Below are 25,055 nucleotides of genomic sequence, written 5' to 3'. Positions count from 1 at the left end.
GCGCTGCGCCTCCGCGCCCCCGGCTCCCGTCGACCCGCAGTCGCCCGACGACCTCACGGTGCCGGTCCCGGAGGCGCAGCGCACCGACCGCGCCGGCCGCCAGTTCTGGATCTGGGCGGGCGCGAACATCGCACCCATCAACTGGGTGCTCGGCGCCCTTGGCATCACCATGGGTCTGAGCCTCGCCGACACGATGATCGTGCTCGTCCTGGGGAACCTGGTCGGCGTCGTCGTCTTCGGCCTGTTCACGGTGATCGGCCGGCGCACGGGCCTGACCTCGATGGTGATGGCGCGCGGTGTCTTCGGCCGACGCGGCGCCTACGTGCCCGCCGTCGTCCAGATGGTCGTGGTCATCGGGTGGTGCGCCGTGAACACATGGATCGTGCTCGATCTGGTGATGGCGCTGTTCGGCGAGATCGGCCTCGTCGATCCCCGGGCCGCGAACCTCGGCGCGAGGATCGGGGTCGGCGCGCTGATCATGGCGATCCAGGTGGCGATCTCCTTCTTCGGCTTCCGCGTGATCTCGGCCTTCGAGCGCTGGACCGTTCCTCCCACACTCCTCGTGCTCTTCGCGATGTCGGTCGCCGCCTGGGGCTTCATGGACATCGACTGGTCGTACGCGGGCCCCGCGACGGGCGCGCTCTCCGGCTCCGAGCGCCTCGTGGCGATGAGCCAGGTGATGACCGCGATCGGCATCGGCTGGGGCCTGACCTGGCTCACCTACGCCGGGGACTACTCGCGCTTCGTCTCGACGCGGGTGCCGCGGCGCCGTCTCTTCCTGATCAGCGCGGCCGGCCAGTTCATCCCCGTCGTCTGGCTCGGCCTGCTCGGTGCGAGCCTCGCGACCCGCGGCGGAGGCGCCGACCCCGGCGCCCTCATCGTCCAGAACTTCGGCGCGCTCGCCGTCCCCGTCCTCCTGCTCGTCGTGCACGGCCCGATCGCGACGAACATCCTGAACATCTACTCGTTCTCCGTCACCGCCCGCTCCCTGGACATCGCGATCCCGCGCCGCGCGCTGAGCGTGATGGTGGGCGTGCTCTCGCTGCTAGCCGTCATCGCCTTCGTGTTCGCCGACGGCATCGCCCAGACGCTCGACGCGTGGCTCTCCGGAGTGGTCGGGTGGACGGCCACCTGGGGCGCCGTGGTGCTCGTGCACCATGCGATCCTCGACCGGCACAGCACGGACTTCTCCCCGCTCGCGGACCCCGCGTCCGCGCGCACCGTCGCCGCCTGGAACCCGCGCGCGTTCCTCGCCTTCGCCGCAGGCATCGTCATGTCGTGGCTGTTCCTCCAGGGCATGGTCCCGGCGCTGCAGGGGCCGATCGCGACGGCGCTGGGCGGGCTCGATCTCTCCTGGCTCGCGGGCGGGGTGACCGCCGGAGTCCTGTACTGCGTCCTCATGCGCGGACGCCCCCTGCCCATGCACAGCGCGGGCATCGCGGGTGGGCTGCGCGACGGGGCGGCTCCAGGCGGGGCAGCTCGCGGTGAGACGGCTCGCGGCAGCTCTGACGGCGGCGGGGCCGACGGCTCCGGCGCATCGGCCGCTCCCGCTCCTCTCGCCCCGAGGACGGCCGACGAGCTCTAGCCTCCGGCCTGGCCCGTCGGCCCACTCCGGGGCCCATCCCGCGCGCCACCGCACCGCACCGCACGCAGCACGACCCCGCACCGCACTGCATCACCCCGCACCGCGCCGCCCCGGTCACCTCCGAGACCGCCGTGCCCCCATCCACGCCGTGCCCCACTGAAAAGGATCACCGAATGCTCATCACCAATGCTCGCCTGCGCTCGACCTCGCGGCTCGTCGACGTCACCGTGGAGGGCTGCCGCTTCGCGCGGATCGCCCCGGCGAACGAGGAGCCCGCCGAGCGGCCGGCGGAGCGGGAGGACGTGCTCGATGCGCAGGGCGCGCTGCTGTGCGCCCCGTTCGTCGATGCGCACATGCACCTGGACTACGCGAACACCGTCGGCCAGCCCCGCATGAACGAGTCGGGCACCCTGTTCGAGGCGATCGGGATCTGGGCCGATCACAAGGCCCAGGGCCTCGTGCAGCGCGAGCGCGTCATCGAGCGGGCCGTGGACGCCGTGCGCTCCGAGGCCGGCAACGGGGTCGGCTTCATCCGCACGCATGTCGACGTCACGGAGCCCGGCCTCACGGCTCTGGACGCGATCCTCGAGGTCAAGGACCGGGTGCGGGACTGGTGCGGGATCCAGGTGGTGGCGTTCCCGCAGAACGGCATCCTCGCCCACCCCCAGGGCACCGAGCTGATGGCCGAGGCGATGCGCCGCGGGGCCGACGTCGTGGGCGGGATCCCGCACTTCGAGCGCACCCGCGAGGCGGGCGTCGCCTCCCTGCGCCGCGTGTTCGACCTCGCGGAGCGGCACGACGCCCTGATCGACGTGCACTGCGACGAGATCGACGACGAGCAGTCGCGCTTCGTCGAGGTGCTCGCGGACCTCGCCATCGAGCGGGGCATGCAGGGCCGCGTCACGGCGAGCCATGCCGTGGCGATGGCGTACTACCAGGCGGGGTACATGGCCAAGCTTCTTCCCGAGCTGGTCGCCGCGGACATGCGCTTCGCGGTCAACCCGACCGAGAACCTGCAGCTGCAGGGCTGGGGCGCACCCGCCCCGATGCCCCGGGGCGTCGCTCCGATCCGGGAGCTGACCGAGGCTGGCCTCAACGTCGCCCTCGGTCAGGACTCGATCGCCGACCCCTGGTACCCGATCGGCGAGGGCGATCTGCTGCGGGTGCTCGAGAGCGGACTGCACGTGGCGCACATGCTCACCGAGCCCGTCCTGCGCCGCTGCCTGGACCTCATCACCGTGAACGGCGCCAAGAACCTGGGGCTCGAGGACTACGGCATCCACGAGGGCGCGCGGGCGGACGCTATCCTGCTGGACGCCGACGACGACAAGTCCGCGCTGCGCCATCACGCCGACGTCCTCGCGAGCATCCGCGGAGGATCCCTCGTCTTCCGGCGCGCTCGCCGCGAGCTGCTGGACCCGATGGAGGGGTTCGCCGCCTGAGGGCCGTCGCCCGGGCCGAGGGGCTCCCGCGGTCAGTCTGCAGGGCTCCCGGGCCGGGTCCGCCCGATGACCAGGATCTCTCACCGAGTCGAGCTGCTCCGGTCATAGATCCTGGTCAGGGATTCCGTCCGGCACCCGCCCGCCGGCGGGGCGTCGGCGCTCCCGTGAGCGCATGGGCATCTCGCCCCCGTGTGCGAGGATCGGCGGCATGGATGCGCAGCACGAGGACGGCTCCCTGTTCGGCGACGACCTGCTCCCCCGCCCGGCGCGGGTGCTCGCTCCCGGAGCGGTCTGGGTGCCGGGGTTCCTGCGCCTGGACCAGCAGGCATGGATCGCAGCGCGCTTCGAGGAATGGGCCGACGGGCCCGTACCCCCGCGCTCCCCGACGGTGCGCGGGCACGAGATGAGCGTGCGGACGGTCTGCCTCGGCTGGCACTGGAGGCCGTACGCGTACTCGCGCGAGGCGGTCGACGTGAACGGCAACCGGGTGCTGCCGTTCCCGGACTGGATGACGCGGCTGGGCCGGTCGGCGATCGCGGCGGCCGCCCAGCACGATCCCGAGCTCGCCGGTACCCCGGGACAGCCCGACCCCGAGCACGCTGCCTCGCCCTACTCTCCCGACACCGCCCTGGTGAACCACTACTCGGCCGACGCCAAGATGGGCATGCACCAGGACAAGGACGAGCGCTCCCTCGCCCCTGTGGTCTCGCTCTCGATCGGCGACGCATGCACGTTCCGCTTCGGCAACACCGAGACGCGCACGAAGCCCTACCAGGACATCACGCTCGAGTCCGGTGACCTGTTCGTCTTCGGCGGCCCCTCGCGACTGGCCTTCCACGGCGTCACCCGCATCCAGCCGGGCACCGCGCCCCGGGGCTGCGGGATCGCCGAGGGTCGGCTGAACATCACGCTGCGCGAGACCGGGCTCGACGGCTGAGCGACCTGCTGCCGCCCGAACCCACCCTCCTTCGCAGCCGCGCCCGTCGGCCCCACCTTCCCGTCGGCGTCTACCCGGCGGCCGGGTCGCGGCACGGTGCCTACCCGGCAGCCGGGTCCGGGTCCGGAGCCAGCGTCCCGTCGGGCGCGATGTGCTCGAACATCTGCTGGACCACCATCACCACGTGGGGGTCGTCGACCGTGTAGAAGAGGCGTCGGCCGTCGCGGCGAGCGGAGACGAGGCCCGCCAGCCGCATCTTGCTCAGGTGCTGGCTGGCGGTGGCGACGGTGATGCCGGCTTCGTGGGCAAGGGCGCTGACGTCGAGCTCGCCGGCGACGGCGAGGGCGACCAGGTGCAGGCGCGTGGGCGAGCTGAGGAGAGCGAAGGTGCGCGCCACGGTGTCCAGCTGCTGCTGCGTCGGTTCAATGCCCATTAATTCATTGTGTCACCGTCTGGCACCTCACCACGCACTCTTCGACACTTGCATACCTGCCTAAACGTCTGACAGTGTGTCGGGCGTGCTGAGATCGATCCGCCCCGCGCTGCTGTGCTTCCTCGTCGCCGTCCCCGCGCTCGTGCTGCGCCTGGGAGACATCGCGACCCCCTCCCTGCTGGGTCTGCTCATCTTCGGAGCGGCGGTGGTGGCGGCGGCCTTCGTGCTCGCCTGGGCGGCCGAGGCCGCAGAGGTCGACATCAGCGGTGGCCTCGCGGTCGCGATCCTCGCGATCATCGCGGTGCTCCCCGAATACGCCGTCGACCTGTACTTCGCCTTCCGCGCCGGCTCCGAACCCGACTACGTGCAGTTCGCCGCCGCCAACATGACCGGCTCGAACCGTCTGCTGCTGGGCCTCGGCTGGCCGGTGGTGGTGCTGGTCAGCGTCGCGATCGCCTCGCGACGCTCGGGCCGCACCGTGCGCGAGGTGGTCCTGGACCCCGAGCACCGCCTCGAGCTGGGCTTCCTGCTGATCGCCTCCGTGCTCGCCTTCGTGATGCCGCTGACCGCGACCATCAGCTGGATCCTCGGCGTGATCCTGCTGGCCTGGTTCGTGTACTACCTGGTGCGCATCGCCCGCGGCGGCGCCGAGGAGGAGCCGGACCTCGTGGGCACTGCGGCCCGCATCGGGGCCCTGCCCCAGCGCACCCGGCGCCCTGTGGTGATCGGGCTGTTCGTGGTCTCCGCGCTGATCATCCTCGCGTGCGCCGAGCCGTTCGCCGAGGCCCTCGTCGCCTCCGGGAGCACGCTCGGGATCGACCAGTTCCTGCTCGTGCAGTGGCTCGCGCCCCTCGCCTCCGAGGCGCCCGAGTTCATCGTCGCGATCATCTTCGCGACCCGCGGGAAGGCCGCGGCCGCGCTGGGCATGCTGATCTCCGCCAAGGTCAACCAGTGGACGATGCTCGTGGGCAGCCTGCCCCTCGCCTACGCGCTCGGCGGCGGCAGCGGCACCCTCGCCCTGGACCCGCGCCAGGTCGAGGAGATCCTGCTGACCGCCGCGCAGACCATGATGGGCGTGGCCCTGCTGCTGGGCCTGCGCTTCCCCCGCTGGGGCGCGATCTCCCTGCTCGCGCTGTTCGCCGTGCAGTTCGCGGTGCCCGGCACGCACGGCCGCCTCATCCTCTCGGCGGTCTATCTGGTCGTCGCGCTCGTGCTGTTCGTGATCCACCGCCGTGGGATCCTGCCCGCCCTCACCGCCCCGTTCCGCCGGGATCGCGAGGAGGCCGACGGGGACTCCGCCGACGGAGGCTCCGCGGGGGCCGGCTCGGACACCATCGTTTCGGCCGATGGGATCCCAGCCGACGGTCCCGTCGTCGGCCGGGGCCCGGAGCTCCCGACCGGCCACCTCAACCCAGCCGGGCGATGACCCCGAGGTCCGTGCGCACCCACCGGTCTCCGCTCGCACGGTGCTCCGCACGGGTCGCATAGCGGTAGTCGAACAGCCGCACGCGCAGACCCGTCGGCGCCGCCCCGTCGAAGGGGTCCTCACGCAGCAGGAGGCGGATCTGCGGATCCCCCTCCCGCAGCTTCGTCAGCAGCGCGACGAACCACGGATCGCCTCCCGGCCGCAGGGCCAGGAACCACATCAGCCAGTCGAGCCGCAAATGGTAGGGCGCGAACTGGCGCGGGCGCCGCGCGAGCGGGCCCGGCTTGCCGTGGAAGAGGTAGGGGCGCCAGTCGTCCTCGCCCGCCGCGCTCGGGTCCTCGGCGAGGGTCCCCTCGATCTCGACCTCGTGGCGCTGCCTGGTCATCGACCCGAAGGCGCCGTACGCGTTCACGAGGTGCCAACGGTTGAAGCTCGCGTTCATCAGCTGATGGGCGGAGAAGAGGTTCCGCAGCGGCTTGCGGCTGAGGACGACGAGCCCCGCGAAGACCACGATCACCAGCACGTGCCACCACAGGGGCGAGGCGACGAGGGCACCGCCGTCGGCCGCTCCGCTCCCGCCCCCGCTCCCAACCGAGGGCCCGTGCGGCAGCCCCCATCCGGGCCAGGGACCGCCCGTGATCCAGCGCAGGAACGGGTCGCTGATCGCGCTGAAGGCGACGAGGATCGTGAGCAGGTTCAGCCAGGCGAAGTTGCCCGTGGCCATGAGGTAGAGCTGGGTGAGGATCACCAGGCTCGCGCCGATCGAGGCGAGAGGCTGCGGCAGCAGGACCAGCCAGATCGCGCCCAGCTGCACGACATGGCTGCCCAGGGTCTCGAGCCGGTGCCACCAGCGGGGCATGAGGTGCGCGCGCCGGCTCAGCGGACCCGGCATGGGCTGGGTGAGGTGGTGGTGGTCCATCGCGGTGAGGTCGCGCCAGGCGGGGTCGCCGCGCATCTTGATCATGCCGGCGCCGAACTCGAGGCGCACCAGCATCCAGCGCAGAAAGAGCAGGATCAGCAGCGGCGGGGCGACCGCGTCGGACCCCAGGAAGCCGACGATCGCACCGCACTCGAGCAGCATCGACTCCCAGCCGAAGCCGAAGAAGACCTGCCCCACGGAGTGGATCGAGAGGTAGAGCCCCCACATCGCGAGGAAGACAGGGATCGTGGTCCAGGCGGGTCCGAGCTGCGGGAGGCCGAGCACGGTCGCCGCGCCGAGCAGCATGCCCACCCAGCACATGGCCCGCAGCAGGCGGTCGCTGTAGGGGGTGCGGGAGAACCGGAAGAGCGTGGGTCCGCCGCGGATGCCGCGCTCCTCGAGCCGGGCGAGGTAGCGCGGCGCGGGCATCAGTCCGTTCTCCCCCAGCAGCGCGGGGAACTGGCGCAGGACGGAGGCGAAGGCGATCACGAACACGAGGGCGACGCCGCGCACGATCACCTCGCGGGCGATCGAGTACTCGCGGGCGTCGAGCAGCGAGAGCCAGGCATGCAGATCCATCGGGGTCACCTCGGTGCCATCATCCGCCCCCTGCCGCCCGGCGTCGAGGAGCCGACGGGCCCTCGCCTCACCCCAGTGCGCGCAGCAGCACCGCCCTGGCCCACCATGAGCAGAGCGCGAGGACCAGCACGTAGCCGGCGTTCCACGCCCAGGCGGGCACGCTCGTGAGCTGGGCGAGCTGCTGGGGGTCGTCCTGGCGTCGACCGGTGGTCATCACGGTCCCCAGGTGCCGCCAGGCGCCGAGCAGGAGCAGCACGCCCAGGGCGAGGACGAGCACCCCTGGGCCGAGCGCTCCGCCCCACCACCACACGGCCCCCACGATCAGGGCGCTCACCAGCACGGTCGCGACGGTGTGCAGCGAGCGGGAGAACACCAGGGAGACCACCAGCAGCACGAGCGCGACGGCGAGCGCGGTGCGCGCCCAGCCGCCGAAGGCGATCTGGATGAGCAGCGCTCCCACCAGGGCGGGCATGGGGTACCCGGCCCATGCGGAGAGGATGCGGCCCAGCCCCGTCGGCCGGCCCACCGTCACCGCGTGGCCGGACATGTCGCCGCTGACCACGAAGCCGGTGAAGCGCCGACCCATGAGGATGCCGACGCCCGCGTGCCCGAGCTCGTGCACGACCGTCACCGCGAGGCGCGCGAAGCGCCAGACGGGCGGGAGCACCACGACGGCGAGGGCTGCGGCGATCGCGGCGAGGGACCACCAGCCCTGGTCGGGCGGGGTAGCGGGCAGGCTGCGCTGCCACGCCCCGGAGAGGGCCTCGGTGAGTGAGGTGCCGATGTCCACGCCGCCAGCATCCCAGGCGCAGCTGTGACCGGGCCGAGGCGACGCCGCGCCGCCGCCTACGACTACCTCGAGGAGCGCTTCAGCCCGGCGATGCGCGTGATCGGCTCGCTGATGTTCGTGCTCTTCCACATCGGCCGCATCGCCGTGGTCATCTACCTGCCCACCCTCGCGATCGCCTCGGTCACCGAGATCGATCCGGTGCTGGTCGCGGCGATCGTCGGCCTGCTCTCGATCGTCTACACCTTCCTGGGCGGCATCGGGGGCGTCATCTGGGCCGACGTCATCCAGGGCATCATCCTGCTGCTGGGCGCCGTGGTGATCATCGGCTTCGGCCTGTTCACGATCGACGGCGGCCTGGGCACCGTCGCGCACGACGCGATCGCCGACGACAAGCTGTTCTCCGGCAAGGACTGGGACCTGGGCGGGATGCTCGGCGCCTCCATCCCGATCATCTTCATCGGCTCGGTGTTCACGAACCTCTACCAGTACACCGGCAGCCAGGACGTCGTGCAGCGCTACCAGACCACCGCGAGCAGCCGGGAGACGGCCCGCTCGCTGCTGACCAACGGCGTGCTCTCCCTCATCACGATCCCGCTGTTCTACGGCATGGGCACCCTTCTCTAGAGCTACTTCAAGCACACGAGCCCGCTGCCGGACTCGGTGAACACCTCCGCGATCGTCCCCTACTTCGTGGTGCACGTGCTGCCCGCCGGCGTCTCGGGCGGGGTGCTCGCGGCGATCTTCGCCGCCGCCCAGTCGACGCTGTCCTCCTCGCTCAACTCGATCTCGGCCTGCCTCACGGTGGACGTGTGGGACCGGTTCCTGGTGGGCCGCGGCGCGAAGGCGGCCTCCGTCGGCCTCGCCCGTGTCATCATCATCCTCGCCGGGATCATCGGCACGGGCGCGGCGCTGTACCTGGCGAGCACCGATCAGGCGGAGACCTGGAACCTGTTCCTGTCGATCCTGGGACTGTTCGGCACGCCGATCGCCGCGGTCTTCGCGCTGGGCATCTTCACCCGGCGGGCGAACGCGGTCGGAGTGATCGCGGGCCTCGTAGTCGGCTCGATCGCCGCCTGGATCGTCCAGGACTCCGGTTCGACCCCGTTCCTGGTCGCGTGCTTCGCCTTCGTGGGCACCGTGGTCGTCGGCTACTTGGTCTCCCTCGCCCGGAGCGCGCTCCGCCCGGGCTCCGACGGGCACGACATCCGCCCGCTCACGATCTTCGGCACGAAGTCCGTGTACGTGCGCCGCGAACCCCGATAGCGTGGGGCGGTGAGCCCGCATCGGATCCCCCGCCCCACGACCATCGAGGTGCGCGGCGCGCGCGTGCACAACCTGCGCGACGTCGACGTCGACGTACCGCTGGACTCCCTGGTCGCGATCGCCGGGGTCTCGGGCTCGGGCAAGTCCTCGCTCGCCCTCGGCGTGCTCTACGCGGAGGGGTCGCGACGGTACGTCGAAGCGCTCTCGACCTACACCCGTCGGCGCATGTCCCAGGCCCCGCGGGCCGCGGTCGACTCCGTGACCCACGTGCCCGCGGCGCTCGCGCTGCGCCAGCGGCCGTCGGTCCCCGGTGTGCGCTCGACCTTCGGGACCTCGACCGAGCTGCTGAACGTGCTGCGGCTGATGTTCTCGCGCCTGGCCTCGCACCTGTGCCCGAACGGCCACCGGGTCCCGCCGACGATCGACGTCGCCGCCGAGGTGCCGTTCTCCTGCCCCGTCTGCGGCGCCGACGTGCAGGCCCCGGGGGCGGAGGCCCTCGCCTTCAACTCCGAGGGCGCGTGCCCGCGCTGCGAGGGCATCGGCACGGTGCGCGAGGTCGACGACGCCGCCCTCGTCCCGGATCCCTCGAAGTCCCTCGACGAGGGGGCCGTCGCCCCGTGGCAGATGTTCGGTTTCAACGTCCAGCCCGATATCGCCCGCGAGTTCGGGGTCCGCACGGACGTGCCCTTCCGGGATCTCACCGAGGCCGAGCGCGAGATCGTGCTGGCCGGCCCCGAGGAGAAGAAGCACATCACGGTGACCTCGAAGAAGGGCGTGCACGACCTCGACTTCACGTTCCGCAACGCCCGCCTCACCGTCACCGAGGAGCTGCGCCGCGCCGACAGCGAGAAGCGCCTGGCCCGCGTGAGCCGCTTCCTCGTGGAGACCGTGTGCCCCGACTGCGAGGGGACGCGCCTCTCCCCCGCCGCGCGTGCTCCGCGCATCGGCGAGCTCGGCCTCGCCGACGCCACCGCCCAGACCCTCGACGCCCTCCTGGCCTGGGCCCCGACCGTGATCGACCCGCTGCCCTCCGACATGCATTCGATGGCCCGTGAGCTCGTCTCCCAGCTCACGGGCATGGCCGACCGGCTCGTGCAGCTGGGCCTCGGCTATCTCTCCCTGGACCGGGCGGGCTCCTCGCTCTCGACCGGCGAGCGCCAACGGGTCCAGCTCGCGCGGGCGGTGCGCAACCGCACCACGGGCGTGCTCTATGTGCTCGACGAGCCGAGCATCGGCCTGCACCCCTCGAACATCGACGGCCTCCTCGCGCTGATCGGGGACCTCCTGGCGGACGGCAACTCCGTGCTCCTCGTCGACCACGACGTGCAGGTGCTGCGCGAGGCGGACCACCTGATCGAGATCGGCCCGGGCTCGGGCCGCGAGGGCGGCGAGGTCACCGCCAGCGGCAGCATCCAGGAGGTGATCGACTCCGGGCGCTCCCGTCTCGCCGGCTTCCTCGACGGCAGCGCCGACGTGGTGGTCCGCGAGCAGGCGTCCTCCGCGGAGGCCTTCGCCCGCGGAACCATCGCCATGACCACGAGCGCCCTGCACACGGTGCATCCGCTGACGGTGCGCCTCCCTCTCGGCCGCCTCACGGCGGTCACCGGGGTCTCGGGCTCGGGCAAGACCACGATGGTGCTCGAGTCCCTGGTCCCGGCGCTGCGCGCGGCGACGGCCCGCGGGGCCGACGGAGGGTCGCCCGAGGAGGGCCCCGCCCCGTCGTCGGCTGACGCGTCGTCGGCCGACGACTCGCCCCGGCCGGTCCTCCCCGGCCACGTGCGCACGCTGGATGCCGCCGGGATCCGCCGCGTCCACCAGATCGATGCGACCCCGATCGGCGTGAACATCCGCTCGACCGTCGCCACGTACAGCGGGGTCCTGGACGACCTGCGCCGTGCCTTCGCACGGACCCCCGAGGCGAAGGAGGCGGGCCTCGGCGCGGGCGACTTCTCCTACAACACGGGGTCCCTGCGCTGCCCGCGCTGCGAGGGCACCGGGCGCGTGGTCCTGGACGTGCAGTTCCTGCCCGACGTCGACATCGACTGCCCCGAGTGCGAGGGCACCCGGTACTCCCCCGCGGCCGACGCCTACCCGCGCGGCGGCGTCACGCTCCCCCGCCTCATGGGACTCACGGTCCAGGAGGCCATCGAGGAGGTGGGCGACATCCCCGCGGTGCGCAGGCGCCTGCAGGCCCTCATCGACCTGGGACTGGGGTACCTGACCCTGGGCGAGGACACCCCGGCGCTCTCCGGCGGCGAGGCGCAGCGCCTCAAGCTCTCCGGGCACATCGACCGCGGTCAGGCCGACGCGCTCTTCGTCTTCGACGAGCCCAGCGTCGGCCTGCATCCCCTGGACGTGCGCACACTGCTGCACGTGCTCGACCGCCTGGTGGGCAACGGCGCGACCGTGGTGGTGATCGAGCACGACCTCGACATGATCGCCAACGCCGATCACGTGATCGACATGGGGCCCGGCGGCGGGGCCGCGGGCGGCAGGATCGTCGCGACCGGCGCCCCGCAGGAGCTGGCCGAGGATCCGGACAGCGCGACCGGGCGCTTCCTGCGCTCGCACCTGGACCGCAGCGCCGACACCGGGAGCTGATCCGGCGCCCGGGTGACTGCTGCGTCACGCCGCGCGAGCGCGCGGACCCTCGCGGACCCTGGCGGACCCCCACGGATCGCAGGATTCCGGACATCTCGCCCCCGTCGGACCCCGCGTCGGACCCTCACGTGACGCAGTCCCTCCGGTCGAGGAGTACAGTCCCGGCCGTGTCGAATTCACCGGAGAATGCCAGCGGCCCCGTCCCGGATCCCACCGGACGCCCCGATCATGCCTCGACCCCCGATGCCGCTCCGCCGGGAGGCGGAGTGCTCGCCGCGCTCGACGCGCGGGACGTCAAAGGTCTGTACCTGTACCTCGCGGTGCTCGCGACGATCGGCGGCTTCCTCTTCGGCTTCGACTCCTCGAACATCGGCTCGGCGCTGGTGTTCCTGCCCTTCGACCTGGGGTCCTGGGGCACCGGCATCACCGTCGCCGGCGCCTCGCTCGGCTCCTTCGTGGGCGCGCTGCTCGCCGGTCCGCTGACGGACCGCTTCGGCCGCAAGTCCCTGCTGCTCGTCGACTCCGCGCTGTTCGCGCTGGGCTCGATCATCTCGGCGCTCGCCCCCGAGGCCACCACCCTGATCATCGGCCGCATCATCATCGGCCTCGCGATCGGCGCGGACTCGGCGATCGCGACCGCCTACATCGCCGAGTTCGCGCCCAAGAAGCGCCGCGGCTCCCTCGCCGTCATCCAGCAGTGGATGATCACGATCGGCATCCTGGGCGCGTATGTCATCGCCGTGCTGCTGCTCAAGGCGTTCCCCGACTCCGCGGTCACCGTGGACTGGCGGATCATGCTGGGCGTCGGCTTCATCCCCGCGATCCTCTCGCTGCTGCTGCGCGCGCGGATGCCCGAGTCCCCGCGCTGGCTGCTCGAGCGCGGACGCGAGTCCGACGTGCTGACCGCGATGCGCAAGCTCGACATCGAGGCCACCGCCGAGCAGGTCCACGCGGAGGCCCTCGCCGTCCAGGAGCGCGTGCGCCGCCTGGCGAACACGACCCTGTGGACGCCCGCCGTGCGGCGCGCCCTGGTCGTGGTCTGCGTGTTCTTCGTCTTCCAGCAGATCACCGGCATCAACGTCGCGTTCTACTACGGTCCCGAGCTGTTGGGCCCGTACTTCGGCACCGACGCCGGGAACCCCGTGGACGCCGAGATCGCCGGCGTGATGGCCGCGGGTGTGCTCGCGATCGTCAACGTGCTGGCGACCTACTTCGCGTTCCGCTGGATCGACAAGCTGGGCCGGCGCAAGCTCTCCATCGGCGGCTTCGGCTTCATGATCGTCTTCCTCGTCATCGGCGCGATCGGCAATGCGACCCTCACGGGCACCGCGCAGCTCGTGGTCCTCATGATCACCTTCGCGCTGTTCATCTCGAGCTTCGCGATCGGCGTGGGCGGCACCGGCTGGCTGCTGCAGGGCGAGATCTTCCCGACCGCTGTGCGCGGGCGCGCCGCCGCGATCGCGGCAGCCGTCAACTGGCTCGCGAACTTCGCCCTGGTCCTGGCGTTCCCGCCGCTGCGCGACGGCCTGGGCCTCAGCTGGGTGATGATCATCTTCGCGGTGCTGTGCCTGCTGGGCGTGCTGTTCGTGCACCGCTTCCTGCCGGAGACCAACGGCAAGGGGGCCGACGAGTCGATCCTCCTGTTCGAGGGCCCCGTCAACCGCGAGGATCCCTCGCAGCCGTCGGTGGCCCCGGCCGCGCTGCGCTGAGGCGCGGCGGGCCTGCCCGGGCTGGCCCGGCCTGGCCTACGCCGTTCCCAGCAGACGCTCGAGCACGCGCACCACGCCGTGCTCGGCGTTGCTGGGTGCGGCATACCTCGCGGCGGCGGTGATCCGCGGGTGGGCGTTGGCCATCGCGAACGACCACTCGGCCACGTCGTACATCGCGAGATCGTTGAGGTAGTCGCCGAACACGGCGGTCTGCGCGGGCGTGATCCCGAGCGCCGCCTGGAGCGCGAGGATCCCCCGGCCCTTGTCCGCCTCGGGGTTCATGACATCGATCCAGTGCGCGCCCGAGACGACCACCTGGTGGGTCTCGGCCAGGTCCGTGAACTCGGCGGAGGTCGCCTCGGCGTCGGCGAAGTCGTGGACCGCGAGCTTGAGGACCTCCCCCTGCACGGCGTCGAGGTCGGGGACGATCTCGAGCCGGTGGTAGTACTTCCGGGCCTCGGCGAGGAAGGCCTCGTCGTCCCTCTCGACGTACGCGGTCTCGACGCCGCAGACCACGAGGCCGAGGTCCAGGCCGCCCGCGACGAGCTCCCGCACGCGGGCGATGACGCGCGCGGCCGTCGGAGCGTCGACGGTCGTGGTCGCGACGACCTCTCCGTCGTGGACGACGAGCGTCCCGTTCTCGGCGACGTAGGTCTCGATGCCCGGCGCGCTGCCGTTGTCCGCCCCGAAGGTCGCACGCAGGGTCGCGAGCTGGCGCCCGCTCGCGGGCACGAACTCGATCCCCTGGCCGCGCATACGCTCCTGCAGCGCCCAGAAATCGCCGGGGACCTCGCCCTCGGGCGTCAGCAGCGTGCCGTCCATGTCGGCGACGACGAGGCGGACGTCGTGCGGGCCGGCCGGGATCTCGGACCAGGGCTGGGCGGGCGAGGTGGCGGTAGTGGGAGTGCTGGGCACGGGATCGCTTTCTGCGGAGGCCAAAAGTGCATTCGCGGAGTCGACTCCGCAGTTCAGACCGTAGAGGAGCCTCCCCGGATGCCGCATCAGTCTCCCTCGGAACTCACAGGGCGTTCGCTGGCTCGCGACCGTCCACGAGGTCGATGATCGCCTGAGCATTCGCCCGCGAGATACCCGCGTAGGCCTCCCGTGACTCCGCGGCCATGTGGTTAGTGGCCAGCACACGAGGATGCTGCGCGAGGAGATTGCCAGCGGGCAGCGGCTCCGTGGAGAAGACATCCAGGGCTGCCCCGGCAAGCTCTCCGCCGTCGAGCGCAGCCAACAGAGCGGTCTCGTCCACGAGGGCGCCGCGAGCCGTATTGACCAGAAACGCTCCGTCTCGCAGGGAGCGGAGGAAGTCCGTATCGACTGTGCCCACGGTCTCCGGCAGAACAGGCAGGTGCAGCGAGAGGACTTCGCTGCGCGCGAGGAGTTCCTCGCGACCCACGAGCTCGACCCCCAACCGACGGGCGGACTCCTCGTCCGGGAACGGGTCGTGGGCGATGACTGTCCCGTCGAAGGCGACGAGCTTCTTCGCCACGAGCTGCGCGATCCTGCCGAAGCCCAGCAGGCCGACGGTCAGGGCGGAGATCTCCCGGCCGGGGAATCGGCTCCAATCCCCGTCCGCCGCTGCACGCTCGCCCTGGGGAAGGTTCCGAAGGGCCGCGATCATCAGCCCCACCGTGAACTCGGAGACCGCGCCCGCATTCCCTCCCGGGACGTTGGTCACGACGATCCCCCGCGCCCGCGCGGACTCGAGATCGATGTTGTCGACCCCGACGCCCTGCTTACACAGGATCCGCAGCGAGGGCAGGGCATCCATCTGCTTGTCAGTCCACTCCTCGAGTCCGACCACGGCGGCGACGGCCTCGGCGCCCAGGGTGCGGACCTCGTGCTCCGTCAGCGGGCGGTCATGGGGATTGAGGACGAGGCGGAACCCTGCGTCTGCGAGCGCGCGGGCGCCCTCGGCGGAGACGTTCTCGTAATCGGAGGGGCAGGCCAGGACGATGGGGGCTGTGCTCATGGGGTGAAGGCTCCTTCGTAGTCGGTGCGCCCGCGGACTGTCACCGCCCCGGGCCCCTGTCAGGAACCGTCGGAGTGTGCCCAGACCTGCTCGAGCGCAGTGATGATGCGTCGCCGCGAGCCGTCGAGGTGCTCCTCGAGCACGTCGACGGCTCGGCGCTCATCGCCTGAGGCGATGACCTCTAGAAGAGTCGAATGGTCCACGACGACGGGCTCGAGGTCGCCGTCGATGCTGTTGGTGATCGCGAGGATGCAGGCGAAGAGCGGCTCGATCTGCTCCCACAGCGCGAGCAGTCTCCGATTTCCCGAGGTCTCGTAGAGGGCGCGATGGAAAGCGAGGTCGCTCGTCGCAAAGGCATCGACGTCGCCGGTGCTGCCCCGCATGGTCTCCACACTCCGATGCAGCGGGCCCAAGCCGCCCTCTGCTCGAGTGCGGCACACCTCGGCGACCGCGACGGTCTCCAGACCGCGACGGACGGCATAGAGGTCGCGAACCCCGTCGGGTCCCAGCCCTATGACTCGAAGACCTCTGCGCCCCACCGGCTCGATCAGCTGCTCGATCGAGAGGATGCGCAGCGCATCCCGCACGGGTCCGCGGCTGACGTCGAACTCCTCCGCAACTCGATCCTCCACGAGGTGCGTCCCCGCAGGGATGCTCCCTCGCACGATCCGATCCCTCAACGTCTCTGCGAGCCGAACTCCGATGGGGACGCTGCGCAGCCGGTTCTGGTGCATGTGGGCCTCTCCGCTCGACGGTCCGGACTACCGTAGCCCGTCCCACGAAGGCATCGTCACCGGTCCTCCCCTCTCCCCCAGGCCTCCGCGTCACGAGACCCCCGAGAACGACCTGACGAGGTCAGCGAGCTCCGGCTCGGGTCGATCCAGGGCCATACGGCTGGTCCCGGCGTCGACGCCTCGTGCCGCCAGCCCCGCCTTCATCCGCTCCGGATCTCCCCGAATGAGCTCGACCGCGCGGTCCACATCGGACTGCAACGGCTCCAGCTGGTCCTCCGCGGCACCTGCGGAGAGCGCCTCCGCGACGGCCACGAACGGTTCGGGCAGCACCGAGGCGACGCCGGAGATCACCCCGTCGATCCCACGCGAGGTCACGCGCGCGATCTCGGCGTCCGATCCGGTGAGCAGCTGGAAGTCCGCCGGAACGGACTTGCGCAGGGAGGCGACGTGCTCGAGTGTCTCTCCGCTGACCTTCGCACCGATGATCCCGGGGATCTGTGCGATCTGGGCGAGCTGATCACTTCCGACGGCGTTCCCCGTCCTCGCCGTGAAGAGGTAGGCGAAGACATCGAGCCCCTCGGCGGCGGCCGCCGCCTCGCGGAAGAAGTCGACGATGGCCGTCGTGCTCGCGGGCAGGTAGTAGGGAGTCAGGACCGCGACGGCGCGTGCGCCGGCATCACGGGCGTCATCGATCAATTCGCGGACCTGGTGGATGCTCGGTGCTCCCACGTGAACCACCACCTGGCGATCCGCGAGCACCTCGAGGCTCAGTGCGGCGAGCGCCCGGCGCTCCTCGCGGGAGAGCGAAGGGAACTCGCCCGTCGTTCCCAGGACGAAGGAGCCGTCGACACCGGAGTCCCGGATGAACTCCAAGATGCTGCGCGAGGCATCGAGGTCGACGGCACCGTCGGCGGTGAAGCCCACCGGGGCAGCGGTGAGGATGATCGGTCGGGTCGTGGTCATGAGGTCTCCTCAGATGTGGACGTGGAGGGGTCGGATCCGCGCTCGAGCGCCTCGAGCGCGCGGTGGGTCTCGAGGGGAAGCGTCACGGTGCCGTCGGCACGCCGCCGAGCCGCTCGCTCGACATCGCCGGGAACGAGCGCACCGTCGACACGGATCGCGTCCGAGAGACGCGTGGTGCGTTCGGCATACTCGGCGCCGCGATCGCTGAATGCGGAGACGTCGAGCGCGATGATCGTGACGCCCCCGGTGCGCCGCCCGCCCTCGTCCGCACGGCGGACCTGAGCGAGGCCGTTCAGCTGCGGCGCGGCGGCATCGGCGTGTGCGAGGCCCCCGAGCAGCGCGGCGGACAGGGCGAGGCCGTATCCCTTGTGACCGGCCCCGAGGCCCCCGAGCGGAGTCAGCGTGCCGCCGTCGAGGAAGTCCTGCGGCGACATGGATGGCGCGCCGTGGCGGTCCAGGAGCGCCCCTTCCGGGACGTCCTCGCCGCGCGCGAGGGCCGCATGGACTTTGCCCTCGGGAATCACGGACATCGCCGCATCGAAGATGATCGGCGCGTCCGCACCGGGGTAGCCCATCGCCCATGGATTGGTGTTGAGGAAGGGAAGGCCGGTGGAGCTCCCGAAAGGAGCCATCGAGCCGATGCCGGGGCCGGCCGCCGCAGCGACGATGATCGAGACGAGTCCGCCGGCGGCGAGCCGTTCCGCGTACTCGCCGAGGCGGCCGATGTGGGTCGCATCCCGGATGGCGACGGTGGCGACTCCGTGCTCACGCGCAGACCGAGCGGCGATGTCGACGGCTATGGCCGCTGAGAAGTGCCCGAAGCCATGATGGGCGTCGAGGACCGTGGCTGCTCCCGACCGCCTGACGACTGTGGGACGACCCGCTGGATCGATGCTGCCCTCGCCGATTTCTCTCACGTACTGCGGCATGCGCAGGACGCCATGGCTCGCGTGGCCGGACTGCTCCGCGCTCACCAGGTGGAGGGAGACCTCGGTGGCGACGTCTCTTGGACTCCCGAGGTGCTCGAGAATTCGTCGCAACCGGTCCTGAAGCTCATCGACATCCAGTTCCACTTCCCGGGGATCGTCGCCGGTCATGCGCCCACCGCCTGCGGCGCGGTCGAGCGCAACGGCGCGATCTTCGGCATCACGAACGCATAGTTCGCGGCCCCGAGCAGGGCGACGACTCCCGCGATGACCAACGGGATCGCGAAGGACGACGTCACACCGGTGATCACACCGATGAGGATCGGCGAGACGATGCCCGCGCAGTTGCTCGCGGCGTTCTGGATCCCGCCCAGAGAGCCCACATGAGCATTGACCGGAGCGACGTCGGCGGGCAGGCACCATACCGAGGCTGCCGCGAAGGTCGAGGAGAAGTAGGACAGCGAGAGCGCGAGCAGGGCGGTCGAGACCGTCGGCGACAGCACCGCGAGCATGATCACCGACGTGCCCAGCAGCCCACCGACGAGGCAGATCTTGCGAGCGCGGCTCACCGGCACCCCTCGTCGGACGAGCCGATCTGAGACCAGCCCGCCGGCCCATCCGCCGAGCATCGATGCGATCCCGGGGATCATTCCGATGAACCCGAACTTCAGCAGGCTGAGGTCGTAGGTGCGCACCAGGTACGTGGGGAACCAGGTGATGAAGAAGTAGGCCACGAAGTTGATGCAGAAGAATCCGATCATCATCGACCAGACCATCCGGTGGCGGAAAAGAGAGCGCCAGGGCACAGTCTGCTGGGAATCAGCGTCCCTGTTGGCCTCCTCCTGGTCCGTTTCGATGTACTCCAGCTCCTCACGGCGCAGCCAGCGCGAGGCGCGCGGGTCGCGATACAGGAACCACCAGGCGATCGCGTACACGATCGCGACCGCACCCGTCACGTAGAAGGCGCTGCGCCATCCCGCCCACGTGATCAGCAGAGCGACGAGCGGAATGCACAGCGTGGACCCGATCGGGTTGCCGTTGTTGAAGGTCGCAGAGGCGAAACTGCGTTCCGAGCGGGGGAACCACCGGGACACCACTTGGGCCGAGGCAGGGAATGCAGGGCTCTCGCCGATACCGAGCAGCAGGCGCAGCACGATCAGGGAGACGAGCCCCCAGGCGAACCCCATCAGGACGGTCACGAGACCGAAGCAGAGCGCGGACGCACCGATCATCACACGGGGCCCGATGCGTCCGGCCAGATAGCCGCTGGGCAGTTGGAATGTCGCGTAGGTCCAGAAGAACGCAGACAGCGCGACACCCGTTGCGGCCTCTGCCAATCCCAGATCGTGCTGGATGTCCGGCAGGGCGACGCTGATCGTCGCACGATCCAGGTAGTTCACCGAGACGCCGAGCGTCACCAGAGCGAGTACCGCATATCGGTACACGCCGACCTTCGGGCGCCCCGCTCGGCGCGCACCGCGCGCATCGTCTTCCATGGCCACGGATGCCATACCGGTCACTCCCTTGTTCGTCGGTATCCCGTTCGTTAACGGTAAACGGTCGACGATAAGTGCGCAAGAGGTCACCGCACGCACCGCGGCCCCCGCACCGGAGGGGTGCGGGGGCCGCGGTCGCGCACTGTATCGACGCGCAGATCTCCGAGCGCTCAGAGCACCTTGGCCAGGAAGTCCTTGAGCCTCTCGCTCTGCGGATCGTCGAAGATCTCCTCGGGCGTTCCCGCCTCGACGATGACGCCGCCGTCCATGAAGATCGTGCGGTTGGAGACCTCGCGGGCGAAGCCCATCTCGTGGGTCACCAGGATCATCGTCATGCCGTTCTCGGCGAGGTCGCGGATCACCTGGAGCACCTCGCCCACCATCTCGGGGTCGAGCGCGCTCGTGGCCTCGTCGAAGAGCATCACCTCGGGCTCCATGGCGAGCGCTCGCGCGATCGCCACACGCTGCTTCTGGCCGCCTGAGAGCGAGGCCGGCTTGGCGTCGGCCTTCTCGGCGAGCCCCACCCGGTCCAGGAGGGTGCGGGCGCGCTGATCGGCCTCCTTCGCGGAGCACTTGCCCAGCTGGATCGGCGCGAGCGTGATGTTCTCGAGGACGGTCATGTGCGGGAAGAGGTTGAAGTGCTGGAAGACCATGCCGATCCTCTGGCGCACCTCGTCGATCTTCACCTTCCGCCCCGAGAGGTCGGCGCCGTCGATGACGATCGACCCGCCGGTGGGGTCCTCCAGACGGTTCAGGCAGCGCAGGAAGGTGGACTTGCCCGACCCCGAGGGGCCGATGATCGCGACCACCTCGCGCTCCTTCACCGTGAGGTCGATGCCGGTGAGCACCTCGTTGTCGCCGAAGCTCTTGCGCAGCCCCTCGACGACGATCTTCTCGGGGCGCTCGCCCGCACCCTTCGTCGCACCGCCGGCACCCGCGCCGCCGGGGGCGCTCGTCTGCGGGCTCGGACTCGTCTGCTCGCTCATACCGCGTACTTCCTCTCGAGTCGCTGCGACAGCAGGGTGAGCACCGTGATCACCGCGAAGTACAGGAACGCCACCACGACCAGCACCTGCGAGGACATGTAGGTCGTCGCGATGATCTGCCGGGACTGGTAGGTGAGCTCGGCGAGTCCGATGACGCTCAGCAGCGAGGTGTCCTTCAGCGTGATGATGCCCTGGTTCACGAAGGTCGGGATCATGATGCGGAAGGCCTGCGGGAGCACGACCTTCTGCATGGTCTTGCGGTGGCCCAGGCCCAGCGATCGCGCGGCCTCCGTCTGCCCGGAGTCGACGGCCTGGATGCCGCCGCGGATGATCTCGGTCATGTAGGCGCCGGTGTTCAGCGTCAGCGTGATCGCACCGGCGACGAACGGCCCCATCTTGAGGTCGGGGAACATCTGCGGGATCGCGAAGAAGATGAAGAACGCCTGCACCAGGATCGGTGTCCCGCGGAACACGTACACGTAAGCGGTCGCGATCCAGCGGAAGGGCGCGAAGCGCGCGAGCCGGGCGAAGCCGAAGATGATGCCGAGGACGAAGGCCAGCACGAGAGCGACCAGGGTGGACAGGAACGTGAGCCACACGCCGTGCAGCAGCTGCGGCCAGTAGTCCGTGATCACCGTGAGCACGGAGCGGTCGGGCTTCTGCGCCTGCTCGCCGCCGCCGTCGCTGCCCTGGGCGCCCACGTACTTCTCGACGATCGTGTCGTACTCGCCGCTCTTCTTGAGGTTCTTCAGACCCGCGTTGAACTTCTCGAGGAACTCCGCGTTCTTGCCCTTGTTCACGGCGGCGCCGAAGTCACCGCCGCCCTGCGGGTCGCCGACCTGCTTGAAGCCGGACCCCTGGGTGATGCCGTAGGCGATCACCGGGTAGTCGTCGAAGTAGCCGACGGCGTGCCCGGACTTCACCGCGTCGACCACGTCGGTGGTCTCCTGGTAGGTGTCGACCGTGTAGCCGTACTTGTCCTTGTTCTCCTCGGCGAAGTCCTTGCCGGTGGTGCCGTTCTTGACGGCGACCGTCTCGCCCTTCAGCTGGTCGAGGGAGGAGATGTCGCTGCTCTCGGGCACGGCGAACTGCACGCCGCCCACGAAGTAGGTGTCGGTGAAGTCGAAGGAGTCCTTGCGCTCGTCCGTGATGGTCATGCCCGCCATCACGGCGTCGACCTGGTTCGAGGACAGCGCCTGCACCGCCGCGTCGAAGCCGAGCGGACGGATCTCGACCTCGAAGCCCTGATCCTTCGCGATCGCGTTGAGCAGGTCGATGTCGATGCCCTCGAGGTCGCCGTCGGAGCCCGTGTACTCGAAGGGCGCGTACGTCGTGTCGGTGCCGACGACGTATTTCTCCTTCGGCTCCGCGTGCGCCGGCTGCGCGCTCACCGCGGCGGTGAGCGCGGCCATGAGCAGGACCGCGAGCAGAGCGATCCAGCGCAGGGCGGGTGGCCGGGATCCGGCGGGCGCAGGCGCGAGGGCGGCCGACGCGGTGCGCGGCGGGGCCGCGATGGGTGACGCAGGCGGGATGCCTGGTGCGGGCGGGGAAAGGGGCGACACCGGTTCCTCCTCGGACCTCGCGGCCGCCCGGGCATCGGTGCCCTGAGGGGATCCGCACGGCTGCGAGCCCGACGAAGGCGGCACGTGCGATGTTGTCGTGACGTGTCGTACAGCACGAGCACCATAGCAAGGCGGGTGCCGGACCCCATTCGCAGGATCCCGCGGAGGGGTCAGGACTCCCAGCGCACCTCGTCGGCGTCCTTGTCGGGACGCCACCCCCTCCACACGGGCCGGCGCAGCCTGTCGTCGGGGGTGCGCTCGGCGTGGCGGACCTCGCCCACGAGGTCGGCGCGCACCCAGTGGGCGTCGCGGGCATCGGCGCTCGGGACCCCGCTCACCGGCGGCGTCTTCCGCGATCGCGAGCGGAGGCGCTCGTGCGCGTGCTCGAGATCGTCCTCGCTGAAGCCTGTGCCCACGCGCCCGACGAAGTGCAGCTCTCCGTTCTCGTCGGGGACGGCCAGCAGCAGGGAGCCGATGCCGCCTGCGCGCGCTCCCCGTCCCTCGCGCCAGCCCACGACGATGACCTCCTGGTGATGGGCGTTCTTGATCTTGAGCCAGGTGCGGGCACGGCGCCCGGGCTGGTAGATGCTCGACTCCTTCTTCGCCATCACGCCCTCGAGCTGGAGCTCCTGGGAGCGGGCGATCGCGTGGTCCACGTCCCCGCGCACGGCGTACGGGAGGTTCACGTGCTCGGTGGGGTCGACGGTCGCGAACAGGGCGTCGCGCCTTTCCCTGTACGGCGTGCGCAGCAGTGACCTGCCGTCGACCTCGAGCAGGTCGAAGACCATCAGGTGGACCTCCGTCTCCTCCTGCGCCCGCTCCACGTCGCGCCGGGACGTCAGTCCCAGACGCCGTTGGAGGCGCGAGAACGAGGGCCGGTCGTAGGAGTCCAGGGCGACGATCTCGCCGTCCAGGACGATGCGTCCCGTCCCGGAGCCGGCGCCGCCCACCGCGTCTTCCAGCTCCCCGAGCTCGGGGAACGTCGCGGTGACGTCCGTGCTGCCGCGGCTGGTCAGGCGGACGCCCGCCGAGGTGATCGTGGCGATCACGCGCATACCGTCCCATTTCATCTCGAAGGCCCAGTCGTCCTCGTCGATGTCCTCGCGCGAGCCGGGCGTCGCGAGCATCGGGCTGATCTCCTCGCGGTCGCCTGTCTCCTCGCGGGCACCGGTCTCCTCGTGGCCACCGGCCGATCCCTCCTCGGGCTGGTCCTTCATGAGGTGCAGCAGCCAGTCGGCCTTCGCCTTCTTCTTCGCGGCCGCAGTCCTGGCGCCGCGGCCCATGCCTCCGGTGTGGATGAAGGCGAAGCGGCGCGGCACGCCTCCGAGCCCTCCGTCCTCGCGTCCGCGGCAGACGGCGATGACCTCACGGCCCTCGCGCCACTTCTCGATCTCGACGAAGCCGCTGTCCCAGATGGTGACCTCTCCCCCGCCGTACTCGTCCTCGGGGATGCTTCCCTCGAAGGTGCCGTACTCGAGCGGGTGGTCCTCCGTCTGCACCGCCAGCCGGTTCACGTCCACCTCGAGCGGCGGCCCCTTGGGGACGGCCCAGGAGACGAGCACCCCGTCGTGCTGGAGCCGGAAGTCCCAGTGCAGGCTCGAGGCGTGGTGCTCCTGGATCACGAACATCGGGTCCTGTGCCTCGAGCGCGCGCCGCGCGGCATCGGCCCGCTCCTGAGGTCCTTCCCCTGCCGCGTCGGGGACGGGCTCCGGTGTGCGGCGCGCGTCGCGTTTGGAGCGGTATGTGCGCAGTCGATCGTCCGCGGCCCCGGCCGACGCCTCGTCGTCGGCCGATGCCCCTCCCGCGGCCGACGAGTCATGCTGTTCGAGGCCGAGCGCCGCGAGGGGATCGGTCCCGTCCTCGATGCGCGCGAGGACCTCCTCGAAGTCGAGCTGGGCGAGGGAGGAGTCCTCGATCTCGTCCCAGGTGCGGGGCGCGGCGACCGTCGGCCGCTCCCTGCCGCGCAGCGAATACGGGCACACCGTGGTCTTGTGCCCGTTGTTCTGCGACCAGTCGACCAGGACCTTCCCTCGGCGCAGGGACCTCTTCATGTCGCTGACCACATGATCGGGGTGCTCGTCCTCGAGGGCTCGCGCGAGACGCTGCGCGAGCTCTGCGACCTCGTCGGCGGCGGAGGTCCCGTCCAGCGGGGCATAGAGGTGGATCCCCTTCGAGCCCGACGTCACGGGATAGGAGTCGAGGTCCATCCCGGCCAGGAGATCCCGGCACCACAGCGCCACCTGGGCGCAGTCGTCGAGACCGGCGCCCTCTCCCGGGTCGAGATCGAGCACGAGGCGGTCAGGGCATGCCGACTCACCGTCGGCGTCGAAGCGCCACTGCGGGGTGTGGATCTCGAGGGCCGCGAGCTGAGCGAGCCACACCAGCACGGCCGCCTCGTCCACGAGCGGGTAGGTGGAGATGCCGTCGTGGTGCTCGAGGTCCGCTCGCGGCACCCAGTCCGGCGCGGAGTCCTCGAGATCCTTGCGGAAGAAGACCTTGCCGGGGTGCTCGGCGGTGCCGACCCCGTCGACCCATCGCTTCCGCGTCGCCGGTCGGCGCGCGGCCTGCGGCACCATCACACCGGCGGCGCGCCGGTAGTAGTCGATGACCTCGCCCTTCGTGGTGCCGGTCGAGGGATACATGACCTTGTCGAGGTGCGTGAGCCGCAGCGAGCGGCCGTCGACCTCCACCTTCTGCTCCCGTGCGGACATGGCTCCACTGTTGCG

18 protein-coding genes and 1 pseudogene are annotated in these 25,055 nt (G+C 70.6%); 7 read left to right on the top strand and 12 right to left on the bottom strand.

Features of this window, described 5'->3' with window-relative positions; genetic code table 11:
• From MHY49_RS06260 to MHY49_RS06250, 3 genes are all read left to right on the top strand, one after another.
• Positions 1–1,585: cytosine permease (locus MHY49_RS06260; protein ID WP_239203208.1), on the top strand; the 1,585-nt coding region annotated here is incomplete at its 5' end.
• A 173-nt stretch (positions 1,586–1,758) separates the two neighbouring features.
• Positions 1,759–3,027: an amidohydrolase family protein gene (locus MHY49_RS06255; RefSeq protein ID WP_239203207.1), complete on the top strand. Its 1,269-nt coding sequence runs from the start codon at positions 1,759–1,761 to the stop codon at positions 3,025–3,027.
• Positions 3,028–3,235: 208 nt separating this feature from the next.
• Positions 3,236–3,964 carry an alpha-ketoglutarate-dependent dioxygenase AlkB gene (locus MHY49_RS06250; protein WP_239203206.1) on the top strand — a complete coding sequence of 243 codons (729 nt, stop codon included), beginning with the start codon at positions 3,236–3,238 and terminating at the stop codon, positions 3,962–3,964.
• A 100-nt stretch (positions 3,965–4,064) separates the two neighbouring features.
• Here MHY49_RS06250 and MHY49_RS06245 read toward each other — a convergent pair whose 3' ends face one another.
• Positions 4,065–4,397 (bottom strand): helix-turn-helix transcriptional regulator, encoded by a 333-nt coding sequence (locus MHY49_RS06245; protein WP_239203205.1) that lies wholly within the window; start codon positions 4,395–4,397, stop codon positions 4,065–4,067.
• Positions 4,398–4,482: 85 nt separating this feature from the next.
• Between MHY49_RS06245 and MHY49_RS06240 the strand changes: the two genes are divergently transcribed.
• A complete protein-coding gene (locus tag MHY49_RS06240) occupies positions 4,483–5,823 on the top strand; it encodes a sodium:proton exchanger (RefSeq protein WP_239203204.1) in 1,341 nt (446 codons plus the stop codon).
• Here the strand turns inward: MHY49_RS06240 and MHY49_RS06235 are convergent.
• Complete coding sequence (locus MHY49_RS06235) at positions 5,804–7,321, bottom strand: lipase maturation factor family protein (protein WP_239203203.1); 1,518 nt, start codon at positions 7,319–7,321, stop codon at positions 5,804–5,806. The genes MHY49_RS06240 and MHY49_RS06235 overlap by 20 nt on opposite strands.
• A gap of 67 nt (positions 7,322–7,388) precedes the next feature.
• Positions 7,389–8,111, bottom strand: coding sequence for a M50 family metallopeptidase (locus MHY49_RS06230; protein WP_239203202.1), 723 nt, complete (start codon positions 8,109–8,111; stop codon positions 7,389–7,391).
• A gap of 24 nt (positions 8,112–8,135) precedes the next feature.
• Here MHY49_RS06230 and MHY49_RS06225 point away from each other — a divergent pair.
• The 3 genes and pseudogenes from MHY49_RS06225 (at position 8,136) to MHY49_RS06215 (ending at position 13,684) form a co-directional block, all read left to right on the top strand.
• Positions 8,136–9,374 (top strand): annotated as a pseudogene (locus tag MHY49_RS06225) (Na+/proline symporter).
• Between the two features lie 9 nt (positions 9,375–9,383).
• On the top strand, positions 9,384–11,975 hold the full coding sequence (locus MHY49_RS06220) for an excinuclease ABC subunit UvrA (RefSeq protein WP_239203201.1): 2,592 nt from the start codon (positions 9,384–9,386) through the stop codon (positions 11,973–11,975).
• Between the two features lie 167 nt (positions 11,976–12,142).
• Positions 12,143–13,684, top strand: a complete 1,542-nt coding sequence (locus tag MHY49_RS06215; RefSeq protein ID WP_239203199.1) for a sugar porter family MFS transporter — start codon at positions 12,143–12,145, stop codon at positions 13,682–13,684.
• A gap of 36 nt (positions 13,685–13,720) precedes the next feature.
• Here the strand turns inward: MHY49_RS06215 and MHY49_RS06210 are convergent, their stop codons facing one another.
• From MHY49_RS06210 to MHY49_RS06170, 9 genes are all read right to left on the bottom strand, one after another.
• Complete coding sequence (locus tag MHY49_RS06210; RefSeq protein WP_239203198.1) at positions 13,721–14,599, bottom strand: Cof-type HAD-IIB family hydrolase; 879 nt, start codon at positions 14,597–14,599, stop codon at positions 13,721–13,723.
• 103 nt (positions 14,600–14,702) lie between these two features.
• On the bottom strand, positions 14,703–15,662 hold the full coding sequence (locus MHY49_RS06205; protein WP_239203196.1) for a phosphoglycerate dehydrogenase: 960 nt from the start codon (positions 15,660–15,662) through the stop codon (positions 14,703–14,705).
• Positions 15,663–15,721: 59 nt separating this feature from the next.
• Positions 15,722–16,396: a GntR family transcriptional regulator gene (locus MHY49_RS06200; RefSeq protein WP_255719524.1), complete on the bottom strand. Its 675-nt coding sequence runs from the start codon at positions 16,394–16,396 to the stop codon at positions 15,722–15,724.
• A 90-nt stretch (positions 16,397–16,486) separates the two neighbouring features.
• Positions 16,487–17,359: a dihydrodipicolinate synthase family protein gene (locus tag MHY49_RS06195; RefSeq protein ID WP_239203193.1), complete on the bottom strand. Its 873-nt coding sequence runs from the start codon at positions 17,357–17,359 to the stop codon at positions 16,487–16,489.
• Entirely contained in the window at positions 17,356–18,432 is a 1,077-nt protein-coding gene (locus MHY49_RS06190; protein WP_239203192.1) for an Ldh family oxidoreductase, read from the bottom strand. Before MHY49_RS06190 ends, MHY49_RS06195 begins: the two co-directional genes overlap by 4 nt.
• 20 nt (positions 18,433–18,452) lie before the next feature.
• Positions 18,453–19,871, bottom strand: a complete 1,419-nt coding sequence (locus MHY49_RS06185; protein ID WP_239203191.1) for an MFS transporter — start codon at positions 19,869–19,871, stop codon at positions 18,453–18,455.
• 80 nt (positions 19,872–19,951) lie between these two features.
• Positions 19,952–20,767 carry an amino acid ABC transporter ATP-binding protein gene (locus MHY49_RS06180; RefSeq protein WP_239203190.1) on the bottom strand — a complete coding sequence of 272 codons (816 nt, stop codon included), beginning with the start codon at positions 20,765–20,767 and terminating at the stop codon, positions 19,952–19,954.
• Entirely contained in the window at positions 20,764–22,329 is a 1,566-nt protein-coding gene (locus MHY49_RS06175) for an amino acid ABC transporter substrate-binding protein/permease (RefSeq protein WP_239203189.1), read from the bottom strand. The genes MHY49_RS06180 and MHY49_RS06175 overlap by 4 nt, the downstream gene beginning before the upstream one ends.
• Positions 22,330–22,499: 170 nt before the next feature.
• Positions 22,500–25,040 (bottom strand): ATP-dependent DNA ligase, encoded by a 2,541-nt coding sequence (locus tag MHY49_RS06170; protein ID WP_239203188.1) that lies wholly within the window; start codon positions 25,038–25,040, stop codon positions 22,500–22,502.
• Positions 25,041–25,055: the final 15 nt, after the last annotated feature.

Origin of the sequence: Brachybacterium sp. ACRRE (assembly GCF_022346485.1) — a bacterium.
Taxonomy (GTDB): Bacteria; Actinomycetota; Actinomycetes; order Actinomycetales; family Dermabacteraceae; genus Brachybacterium; species Brachybacterium halotolerans.
Note: the sequence above shows the minus strand (reverse complement) of the source record. Positions and strands in the feature narration are given on the sequence as shown.

Excerpts from the sequence above, each read along its gene's own strand:
- MHY49_RS06255 (WP_239203207.1), top strand. The coding sequence starts at position 1,759 with ATGCTCATCACCAATGCTCGCCTGCGCTCGACCTCGCGGCTCGTCGAC.
- MHY49_RS06250 (WP_239203206.1), top strand. The coding sequence starts at position 3,236 with ATGGATGCGCAGCACGAGGACGGCTCCCTGTTCGGCGACGACCTGCTC.
- MHY49_RS06245 (WP_239203205.1), bottom strand. The coding sequence starts at position 4,397 with ATGGGCATTGAACCGACGCAGCAGCAGCTGGACACCGTGGCGCGCACC.
- MHY49_RS06235 (WP_239203203.1), bottom strand. The coding sequence starts at position 7,321 with ATGGATCTGCATGCCTGGCTCTCGCTGCTCGACGCCCGCGAGTACTCG.
- MHY49_RS06205 (WP_239203196.1), bottom strand. The coding sequence starts at position 15,662 with ATGAGCACAGCCCCCATCGTCCTGGCCTGCCCCTCCGATTACGAGAAC.
- MHY49_RS06200 (WP_255719524.1), bottom strand. The coding sequence starts at position 16,396 with ATGCACCAGAACCGGCTGCGCAGCGTCCCCATCGGAGTTCGGCTCGCA.
- MHY49_RS06195 (WP_239203193.1), bottom strand. The coding sequence starts at position 17,359 with ATGACCACGACCCGACCGATCATCCTCACCGCTGCCCCGGTGGGCTTC.
- MHY49_RS06180 (WP_239203190.1), bottom strand. The coding sequence starts at position 20,767 with ATGAGCGAGCAGACGAGTCCGAGCCCGCAGACGAGCGCCCCCGGCGGC.
- MHY49_RS06170 (WP_239203188.1), bottom strand. The coding sequence starts at position 25,040 with ATGTCCGCACGGGAGCAGAAGGTGGAGGTCGACGGCCGCTCGCTGCGG.